Raw genomic sequence first — 9,409 nt, forward strand, 5'->3', positions numbered from 1 at the left:
CCGTGGCGACGACCTGGACATCGTAGCGGTTCAACTCAGAAAACAAGGGACGGATCGATCGGTCGATCAACCGGGCGTTCAGGATTGCCTCCGTACGGGGTCGTCCTTCCCGCTTGATGAATCCGCCGGGGATTTTTCCCGCTGCGTAAAATCGCTCTTCATAATCGACCAAAAGCGGTGTAAAGTCGAGGTCCTCACGGGGCTCTTCCGAGACAACAGCGGTAAGCAGAACTACCGTGTCGCCCAGCCGAGCCAGAACGCTCCCGTCGGCCTGCTTGGCCATCCTGCCGATTTCCGCGTGTAGGGCATGGGTTCCAAATGGAATGATAGCTCTCTCTATGGTCAACAACCTCCCTTACTTCCTCAATCCTAGTTTTTCCAAGATGGCGAAATACCGGTCTATATGGTAGGTTTTCAAGTAATTCAGCAGCCTTCTCCGCTGACCGACCATCATGAACAGCCCCCGCCGGGAATGAAAATCCTTTGAATGGATTTTCAAATGTTCGGTTAGATCTTTAACGCTCGCTGTGAGAAGAGCGATTTGAACTTCCGGAGAACCGGTATCAATGTCGTGAATTTTGAAAGAAGTAATAATCTCCTGTTTCTTTTCTCTGGTTAAGGCCAATGCTGACCACACCCCCATCGTTATAAATATTCAAATTATAGTGTAACATACCGCCTGTATAGTGTAAATAGCGCTCGAGTGCCTGTAAATCCTGTAAAATACGGATCCGGAGGTCTTCAAGCGACCGGAAAACCATCTCCCCCCGGATGAACCCGTGGAAGGCAACACTGAGGCGTTTGCCATAAAGGTCACCGATGGGTTTCCCCCGGAGGTAGGCCTCGACCACCCTCCGCCCACCGCTCCCCAGAGTAGGCCGCGTGCCGACGTAGACCAGCGCCGGACTGGCAACCTCCTCTCCCAATACTTCACCCCGGTAAACTCCGTCCCGAGGCAGAAGTTTGCGGGAAGATGGGTATAGATTGATAGTCGGGAATCCGAGAGTGCGGCCAATCCGTCGACCCGACCTCACCCGGCCAAAGACCTGGTAGGGATATCCCAGCAGTCGAGCGGCCTCTTCGGCATTACCCGATCGCAGGCATTCCCGTATCCGGGAACTGGAAATCGCTGCCCCTCCGAGCAGAACAGGCGGAAGGACCGTCACTCCTACTCCATGCTCGGCACCCCAGAAGCGGAGAAAACCAGTGTCCCCGGCCGCTCGGTAGCCAAAACGAAAGTCTTCACCGACACAGATCCCCCGGGGTGAAAAACAATCCAAAAGCCAGCGTAAAAAACGGTCCGGGGGAGTAGCCATAACCGTCCGGTCGAAGCGCAGAAAACGAAACCGGCCGGCCGGATAACGGCTCTGAAACAGCGTCCACTTCTCCCGGTAGGTAGTCAGGTAAGCCACATCAGACTGCCCACTGGTGAGATCCGGATGCGGGTACAAGGTAAGTAGCTCGCAGGGACACTGCCAGTCCGCTGCCAACCGGAAGGCCTCATCCAGAACCTGGCAGTGCCCCCGGTGAAGACCGTCGAAAAACCCGAGAACCAGCACTCCGGCTTTCTCTATATCAGCGAATCCCCGGTCCCATTTCATGAATGACTCCTGATAACCCCTCTTCCCAACCTCAAACTTCTTCAGAATACTATTTCCGGCCTGACGACCCTTTCGGTGGGGTCAACCCGCCCAATTCCCAGAAAAAGGGTGTTCATCACTACCTTGACCAACGGTGATTTTACCGCTTCCGGGTGAGGACAGCGTACCGGGTTTCCCTGGATGAAAAACCTGGCGTCATCTGTCCCGATCTCCCATTCGTCCAACCAGTACAGCGCTTCAGCAGGGGGAATGAGGTGTCGGGCGGCCCGCTCCTGAAAGGGAATTAAACTCTTCAGGGGAACACTGGTATCGATGGTGAACGTCCCCACCTCTTCCCGGCGTAGGGAGACGAGACAGGCTCCTGGACCCAATCGGCGGCCGAGATCCCTGGCCAGGCTGCGAATGTAGGTCCCGCTGGAGCACTTCACGAGGAGTTCCACCGCGGCGAACCGGTTCCCCTCGAACGAGCAAAGTTCCAGGTGTTCGATCCAGACTGTTTTTTCGGCCAAGGGAACCGGCAGGCCATTGCGGGCGTAACAGTATAAAGGTTTTCCCCGGTATTTCCGAGCGGAATAAGGAGGGACCGTCTGGCGGCATTCCCCCTGAAACTGGCCCAGGAGATCCCGGAGGACGGCTTCCTTGACGGGTGAATCATTCCAGGCCGTGAGTGTCCCGTTCACATCAAAGGTGTCGGTCTCAATGCCAAAACGAATCCAGGCCCGGTAGGTCTTGGGAAGATCCTGAAAAAGAGCGGCGAGCCGGGTGGCTTTCCCCCAGCACACCAACATCACCCCCCGCGCGAAAGGGTCGAGCGTTCCCGTATGACCGCACTTTCCCGGTAAGTTCCGGCGGACGCTATCCACCAGGTCATGAGAAGTGATCCCCACCGGTTTATAGAGGTTGAAAACCCCGCCGGACACTGCGAAGTCCATTGTCGGGGGTTACCTGCCACCTTCGCCCGAGGGGACCGAATTCCGCGTGAGGGAAAAATCTGCGAGGCAGGCGAGTAGGCGGTCTTTCACCTGAATAAGGGTCCCATTTATTTTGAAGCCGGCAGCCTTGTAATGCCCTCCGCCCCCAAAATACTGGGCGATAGGCAGGACATTGATCCGGCCTTGCGAGCGGAGACTGACCTTGTTGTGGCCCGGCTTCATCTCTTTGATGAAAAAGGAAATTTCGGCTTCCTGGATATGCAGACCGTAATCGACGATTCCTTCGGCGTCTTCCTCGAAGGCTCCACAGGCAATGAAGTCTTCCCGGCTCAGGTAGGTGATCGAACAATTGTATTTTGGAAAATAATCCAGGTTGTTCAGGGCCCGGCCCAATAATCGCAGTGCTTCGCTCCGCCGGTATTTGAAGACATAGCGTATAATCGCCGCGACCGACGCCCCGGTAGCGACCAGTTCACCGAGTATCGTCAGCAGCTTTGGATTCAATTCGGTAAATTGAAACCCGCCGGTATCCGTGATCAGACCGGTCAGAATCTGGATGGCCGTCGCAGAGTCAATGGTGATCCCTAAATTCTTGTGCAGTTCGTATATCAGGAGCGAGGAAGCCGGCGCATCATGGTCCACCAGGTTCACGTGACCGAACATGATGTTGTCCGGATGGTGATCGATGTTGATCACCAGTCCGCATTGCCGGCGGATCCGGTCGGCTTCTCCCATGCGTTCGGGGTTGGAACAATCCAGGGCTACAAACACCCAAGAATCGGGCCGCTCGATCTCAAAATATCGTTCACAGGAATGTACCCGTTCGACCCCGGGAAGAAACGAGTAAAAGTACGGAACTATGCCATCATAAACCATGACTGTTTCTTTTCTTAGATACCGCAGGAGAGAATCGAAAGCGAGCATGGATCCTAAGCCATCTCCATCGATACTCTGATGGGAGGAAAGCAGAAAACGTTCACCGGCGGAGATCGCTTGCAACACGGAGCAGAGATTCAACAAGGGTTGGACTCCTCCCTTTGGGGTTCAATTTGATTCAAGAGGTCAATCACCCGGGATGCTTTTTCAAGGAAAACATCCGGAAAATAGAGAATCTCCGGCATGTAGCGAATGCGAATTCTTCCGACGAGTTTATTTTTGATGAATTTAGCCGCTTTCTGCAAGGCCTCGAATTTTTCTGCGACTTCCGCCGCTTCTCCGGGAAAACTCAGGTAAACCCGGACCAGCTTCAAATCCGAGGTGACCTCCACTCGGGTCAGGGTAAATCGCTTCAACCGGACGTCATCGACTGACCCGAGCAGGATCAGGGAAATCTCCCGCTTGATGAGTTCCGCGTAACGCCGTGCCCTTTGTTCGCTCATGGTTCAATCCACCGCACTTTCTCCAGTGCTCAGCAAAGTGATAACCCCGTAACGATTGTGATTTCACCCTTCACTGCTTTAGTTACGAAAAAGCCAAACAGTCAGTACCCGAAGGCAACGAGTATGAAATTTGAGTATGTATAGATAGAGTGTGAAGCACCGCTCAGATCAAATCAAGGGACACGTCAATGACTTCGAAACGGTCATCTTCATCCAAAAAACTGACGATTTTTTCTACTACGGATCGGATACCCCGCTCGTCCTCCCCGGCCAAAGCAATACCGAAGATCCCCTGGTTCCAGGTGTTGCTGGAAGAGGTTTCGATGATCGAAATATTGAAGCGGTTCCGGAGTCGATGTTTGACTGAATTCATCACTCTCCTCCGGTCTTTTAACGAAAAACTCCGGCTGATGAGAATTTCGATCCGGCTAACCCCGGCTCTCATTTTTTCTCCCGGATCCGGTAAACTTCCAACATGTCCCCTTCCTTGAAATCGGCGAAATGTTCCAGACCAATTCCACACTCGTAGCCCAGCGCCACGTCCCGGACATCGTCCTTAAAGCGTTTAAGGGAAGATATTTTTTCGTCCCGGCAGATGATTTCCCCCTGTCGAATGACCCGGACCAAGGCATTCCGTTCGATTTTCCCATCGACAACGTAACTCCCGGCAACGGTACCGATGCGGGACATCCTGAAAATAGCCCGCACTTCGGCTTTCCCGGTCACCTCCTCAACCATCTCCGGAGTGACCAATCCCTGGATTGCCCGGTCGATATCATCGACTACGTCATAAATAATCCGGTACAGTCGCACATCCACCCCTTCCTGCTTGGCGATCCGGAGAACCTCGGTGAGCGCTTTTACATTGAAGCCGACGACTATACCACTGGATGCGGAAGCCAGCAGAATATCCGCCTCGTTGATATTCCCCACGCCCCTGGACACCAGGTTGATGGACACCCCTTCCCTGGCGAGCGGGCCAAGCGCCTTTTCAAGGGCTTCCGCCGATCCCTGCAAGTCGGCTTTGAGCACGATGTTCAACACCCGGGCTTCCCCTTTTTCAGGAGCCAGCAATTCTTCCAATGACGCGCGTTGAATGGCTCCCCCCAACATCTTCTCTCGAACACCTTGCATACGCTGCTCCCCGATTAAACGGGCCATTTTTTCGTCTTCGACGACGACAATCCTGGTCCCTGCCAGGGGGAGTTCGGAAAAACCCGCCAATTCAACTGGAGAAGAAGGGGGTGCCTCCCTGATGCCCTTGCCCCGGTCATCGGTCATCGCCCGAACTTTTCCCCAGCTGGACCCGGAGACGAAGAAATCTCCGACCCGCAGGATTCCTTCTTGAACCAACACTGTAGCGACCGGCCCCTTCCCCCGATCCAGCCGCGACTCGATAATCGTACCGATCGCGAAACCCCGTGGCGCGGCTTGCAGCTCAAGCAGGTCAGCCTGAAGCAGGATCATATCCAACAGCTCGGAAATCCCTTTTCCCTGCAAGGCGGAAATATTGACGCAGATGACGTCTCCTCCCCACTCTTCCGGAATTAAGCCCTGATCGGCAAGTTGCTGCTTGACCCGATCGGGGTTGACCCCGGGTTTGTCCATTTTGTTGATGGCAACGATAATGGGCACAGCGGCAGCCCGGGCATGCTGGATGGCCTCGCTGGTCTGGGGCATCACTCCATCGTCAGCGGCCACCATCAGCACCGCGATATCAGTCACCTGGGCTCCCCGGGCCCGCATCGTGGTAAAGGCCTCGTGGCCGGGGGTATCGATAAAGGTGATCTTCCGCCCATTGATCTCAATCTGATAAGCACCGATTTTCTGGGTGATCCCGCCCACCTCGGAATTCGCCACTCTGGTCTTGCGAATCACGTCAAGCAGGGTAGTCTTGCCATGATCGACGTGTCCGAGAATAGTCACGATCGGCGGTCGGGTCTCTTTTTTAGCATGAAGCGCCTTTAGCGTCTCCTCCCGAAGGCCGTCTTTCCATTCCACTTCCCAATCCCGTTCCAGGATCAAACGTTCAACAACCAGGGGAGGCAACGGGGTCGATGAATCGAATATTATATGCTTGTCCGACAACTCTATTACCAGTTCGCCAACGGAAATATCAAGAAGTCGGGCCATTTCCTTGAGCACTGGCAGAGTCTGCAGGGTGATGGTTTTTTCCCGCTTTTTCCGCTTCTCTTCCTTTTTTTGTTTTTGAAAATCCCTCTCTTCACGAAGAAGATCAATCAATTCTTCATCGATACCACTCATGTGGTTTTTTACATCGGCTCCCAAACCTTTGAGTATTTCCATCACTTCGCGGGTCGGCATACCCAACTGTTCGGCGATCTTATAGATTCTGACTTTCGCCATCTGGAACCTCCTCTCACGGAAAATCAACCGAATCTTCCAGTGATTTTTTCAAACGGGCGACATCCTCTTCATTCAAGTTCTTTTTGAAGGCCGCGCTGAGATTCTTCCGGCTCAAGCGGTCTCGGCAATCCTGATTCGGACACACATAAGTTCCCCGCCCGGCCTTTTTTCCGGTGAGGTCGATCGCTAGACCACCAGGAGAGGTCTCCACGATTCTGATCATCACTTTTTTCTCCTGCCTGACCCGGCAACTCAGACACATCCTCAGCGGTACTTTTTTTCTTTTCTTCATTCCAGTCACGTTCCCCCGGTGAGGATTTAACTCTTAATATCGATTTTCCAGCCGGTCAGCCGAGCAGCCAAACGGGCATTCTGCCCCTCTTTACCAATTGCCAGCGAAAGCTGGTCTTCCGGAACATAGGTTTTCGCCACCCGGTTTTCGGGATCAAGCTCTACTTGAGTCACCCGGGCGGGACTCAGCGCACCAGCGATGAAAATCCGGGGGTCGGAATTCCATTTGACAATATCGATCTTTTCACCCCGCAGTTCATCGGTGATGTGCTTCACCCGCGCCCCCTTGCTTCCAATACAGGCTCCCACCGGATCGATTCTCTCGTCCCGGCTTTCCACAGCGATTTTAGTTCTGATGCCAGGTTCCCGGGCAATAGCCTTGACATCGACGAATCCTTCCTGGACCTCCGGAATTTCGAATTCGAATAACCGGCGCACCAGGCCAGGATGGGTCCTCGACAGGAGAATTTGCGGGCCCTTGGAAGTCTTGCGAACCTCAACGACATAAAACTTCATGCGAGCGTTGATCCGATAATTTTCCGACTCCACCTGTTCGTTGGCTGGGAGCAGGGCTTCGGTCTTTTCCAGATCGACGATGATATTTTTACCTTCTTTCCGGTTGACGATTCCCGTTACGATATCTTCCTCTCTCCCAGAAAATTCGTCAAAGACCATGGTCCGTTCCGCTTCACGGATCCGCTGCATGATGACCTGCTTTGCCGTCTGGGCGGAAATCCGCCCGAAATCACGAGGAGTGATCTCGATTTCCACTTCTTCGCCTGGATTCGCAGAGATCTTTAGTCGGGAAAGTTCAGCCAGGCCAACTTCACAGCTAGCATCCCTGGCCTCTTCGACGACGGTCTTCCGGGAATAGATTCGAATCTCTCCGGTGGCGGGATCGATGACGACCGAAACTCGCCGGTGCGACGACCGGAAATTTTTCCGATAGGCGGAAAGCAGGGCGGCTTCCACAGCCTGTTTGAGGATCTCCCGAGGAATCCCCTTGAGTCGTTCGATCTGTTCGATGGCTAAAAATATATCCTTACTCATTCCGAACCTCCCACCTGAAAAGAGCTTGTTCGCCAGCACGACAGGTGCATCTCAGCGGCTACTCCGGGAGTTGCCCCATTCCCAAAGATTTTTCACCCGAATAAAAACAAAGAGTGGGCAACAACCCACTCTTCACGATGACCCCCATTCCTTTTACATTATATTTTATCGCAAAACGCCCACTGTTGCAAATGGGAGCGCGTAGCGGACATTCCGTGCACCGCCGCCGGCGGGTCTAGGGTTTTTCAGGCGCGGACGATTCGAAAAAAGTTCCTTTTCCCAACCCGGAGCAGCCCTCCGTCAGCCAGAGCCACTTCTGCCTGGGAATCGGAAATCCGCTGGTTGTCCAAAGAGACTCCCCCCTGTTCGACCAGCCGTCGGGCTTCACTGTTCGAGGAGGGGATACCGGTCATCCTGAGAAGCTTCAGAATCCATATTCTGTCATTTGCGAGGTCCGTTTCCCGGACGATGATGTCTCGGGCACCCTGGGGGGTTTCTTCCAGGACGAATGCCTTTTCAAAATCAACATCCGCCTGTGAGGCAGCGGCAGATCCGTGGTACATTCGGACTATTTCCCAGGCCAGCTCTTTTTTCCACTGCCGGGGGTGCAGTGCACCATCCCGGCATGCTCTCTGCCGGGTGGCAATCTTATCCTCCGGGATTTCGGTCAACAGCAAAAAATATTTTTCAACCAACGAATCTGGGATGACCATTACCTTGTGGAACATCTCGAAAGGCGGTTCACTGATTCCGATATAGTTCCCCAGACTTTTACTCATCTTTTCAACACCGTCGGTCCCTTCCAAAAGAGGCATGGTGATCACAACCTGGGCATCCTGGCCGAAGTGGCGCTGCATTTCCCGCCCGACCAGCAGATTAAACCGCTGGTCACTGCCACCCAGTTCGACGTCCGAGCGCAAAGCCACCGAATCATAAGCCTGCATCATCGGATAAAGGAATTCGTGGAGGCCGACCGGCTTACCGGCTTTCAGTCGTTGGGAAAAATCCTCGCGTTCGATAATCCGGGCGACGGTGAACCGCCCCATGATTTCGATCATATCGACCAGGGTCAGATGTTTCAACCATTTGCTATTGAACTCCACGATCGTTCTTACGGGGTCCAGAATAACGTTGATCTGTTCGGCGTAGGTTCGGGCGTTTTCAATCACTTCCTCTTCGGTGAGCTGCTTACGGATTTCATTCTTGCCGGTTGGATCGCCAATACGACCGGTAAAATCACCGATCAAAAAAACCACCTGGTGTCCCAGGTCCTGGAACTGCTTCAATTTCCTCAGGCTCACTGTATGTCCAAGATGAATGTCGGGCGCACTGGGATCGAAACCTTCCTTCACAATCAAGGGCAAATCTTCTTCGTAACCGCGAACGATTTTCCGCTCCAGATCTTCCGGGGTAATCATTTCATCCACTCCCCGGCTCAGGAGCGAGACATCGCGAGCCGCCTGGCTGCGTACATCCACGAGCATCATCCTTTCGGTAGCCCCGCCCCGGGAAGACCCTTTTCTCTCCTCTTCGTAAACAATGCCGGATAACGCCTTCGCAGAATACCGAGAACGGGCAAGCCGATTCCATAACAGGCCACTGTTTGACCGGCCAGAATATACATAACTGTCGTACCATAGGGAACCCCAAACAGATAAGAAAGATAAAGAGCAACACCGAATCCGTTCAGGAGCACCGGCGGCAGGGGGGCGAGCCACATCCGGCGGGTACGGGAGGTCAGAAACGCCGCGACGAGGGTTAAGGCACTTCCAAATACCGTATCGAGCCA

The 9,409-nt window shown here is 53.8% G+C and carries 11 protein-coding genes; all 11 read right to left on the reverse strand.

Annotated features, from left to right (window positions below; all coding sequences use genetic code 11):
• Window positions 1-349 (reverse strand): hypothetical protein (locus VLH40_06195; protein ID HSV31595.1); only part of this gene is annotated, 349 nt, incomplete at its 3' end.
• A 214-nt stretch (window positions 350-563) separates the two neighbouring features.
• Entirely contained in the window at window positions 564-1,601 is a 1,038-nt protein-coding gene (locus VLH40_06200) for a riboflavin kinase (GenBank protein ID HSV31596.1), read from the reverse strand.
• 41 nt (window positions 1,602-1,642) lie between these two features.
• A complete protein-coding gene (truB, locus tag VLH40_06205; protein ID HSV31597.1) occupies window positions 1,643-2,533 on the reverse strand; it encodes a tRNA pseudouridine(55) synthase TruB in 891 nt (296 codons plus the stop codon).
• A 9-nt stretch (window positions 2,534-2,542) separates the two neighbouring features.
• Window positions 2,543-3,553 (reverse strand): bifunctional oligoribonuclease/PAP phosphatase NrnA, encoded by a 1,011-nt coding sequence (locus VLH40_06210; GenBank protein ID HSV31598.1) that lies wholly within the window; start codon window positions 3,551-3,553, stop codon window positions 2,543-2,545.
• Window positions 3,547-3,912 (reverse strand): 30S ribosome-binding factor RbfA, encoded by a 366-nt coding sequence (rbfA, locus tag VLH40_06215; protein ID HSV31599.1) that lies wholly within the window; start codon window positions 3,910-3,912, stop codon window positions 3,547-3,549. Before rbfA ends, VLH40_06210 begins: the two co-directional genes overlap by 7 nt.
• Window positions 3,913-4,075: 163 nt before the next feature.
• Window positions 4,076-4,357, reverse strand: coding sequence for a DUF503 domain-containing protein (locus tag VLH40_06220; protein ID HSV31600.1), 282 nt, complete (start codon window positions 4,355-4,357; stop codon window positions 4,076-4,078).
• The gene (gene infB / locus VLH40_06225) at window positions 4,354-6,279 is read right to left on the reverse strand and encodes a translation initiation factor IF-2 (GenBank protein ID HSV31601.1); all 1,926 of its coding nucleotides are present in this window, start codon (window positions 6,277-6,279) and stop codon (window positions 4,354-4,356) included. Before infB ends, VLH40_06220 begins: the two co-directional genes overlap by 4 nt.
• Window positions 6,280-6,292: 13 nt before the next feature.
• Entirely contained in the window at window positions 6,293-6,571 is a 279-nt protein-coding gene (locus tag VLH40_06230) for a YlxR family protein (protein ID HSV31602.1), read from the reverse strand.
• 26 nt (window positions 6,572-6,597) lie between these two features.
• The gene (nusA, locus tag VLH40_06235; GenBank protein HSV31603.1) at window positions 6,598-7,620 is read right to left on the reverse strand and encodes a transcription termination factor NusA; all 1,023 of its coding nucleotides are present in this window, start codon (window positions 7,618-7,620) and stop codon (window positions 6,598-6,600) included.
• Between the two features lie 245 nt (window positions 7,621-7,865).
• Complete coding sequence (gene tyrS, locus VLH40_06240; GenBank protein ID HSV31604.1) at window positions 7,866-9,098, reverse strand: tyrosine--tRNA ligase; 1,233 nt, start codon at window positions 9,096-9,098, stop codon at window positions 7,866-7,868.
• A 5-nt stretch (window positions 9,099-9,103) separates the two neighbouring features.
• A partial coding sequence (locus VLH40_06245) for a QueT transporter family protein (GenBank protein ID HSV31605.1) occupies window positions 9,104-9,409 on the reverse strand: 306 nt, incomplete at its 5' end.

The organism is Atribacteraceae bacterium (genome assembly GCA_035477455.1).
In the GTDB taxonomy this organism is placed as follows: domain Bacteria; phylum Atribacterota; class Atribacteria; order Atribacterales; family Atribacteraceae; genus DATIKP01.

Excerpts from the sequence above, each read along its gene's own strand:
- VLH40_06220 (HSV31600.1), bottom strand. The coding sequence starts at position 4,357 with ATGAGAGCCGGGGTTAGCCGGATCGAAATTCTCATCAGCCGGAGTTTT.
- truB (HSV31597.1), bottom strand. The coding sequence starts at position 2,533 with ATGGACTTCGCAGTGTCCGGCGGGGTTTTCAACCTCTATAAACCGGTG.
- VLH40_06200 (HSV31596.1), bottom strand. The coding sequence starts at position 1,601 with ATGAAATGGGACCGGGGATTCGCTGATATAGAGAAAGCCGGAGTGCTG.
- infB (HSV31601.1), bottom strand. The coding sequence starts at position 6,279 with ATGGCGAAAGTCAGAATCTATAAGATCGCCGAACAGTTGGGTATGCCG.
- rbfA (HSV31599.1), bottom strand. The coding sequence starts at position 3,912 with ATGAGCGAACAAAGGGCACGGCGTTACGCGGAACTCATCAAGCGGGAG.
- nusA (HSV31603.1), bottom strand. The coding sequence starts at position 7,620 with ATGAGTAAGGATATATTTTTAGCCATCGAACAGATCGAACGACTCAAG.
- VLH40_06230 (HSV31602.1), bottom strand. The coding sequence starts at position 6,571 with ATGAAGAAAAGAAAAAAAGTACCGCTGAGGATGTGTCTGAGTTGCCGG.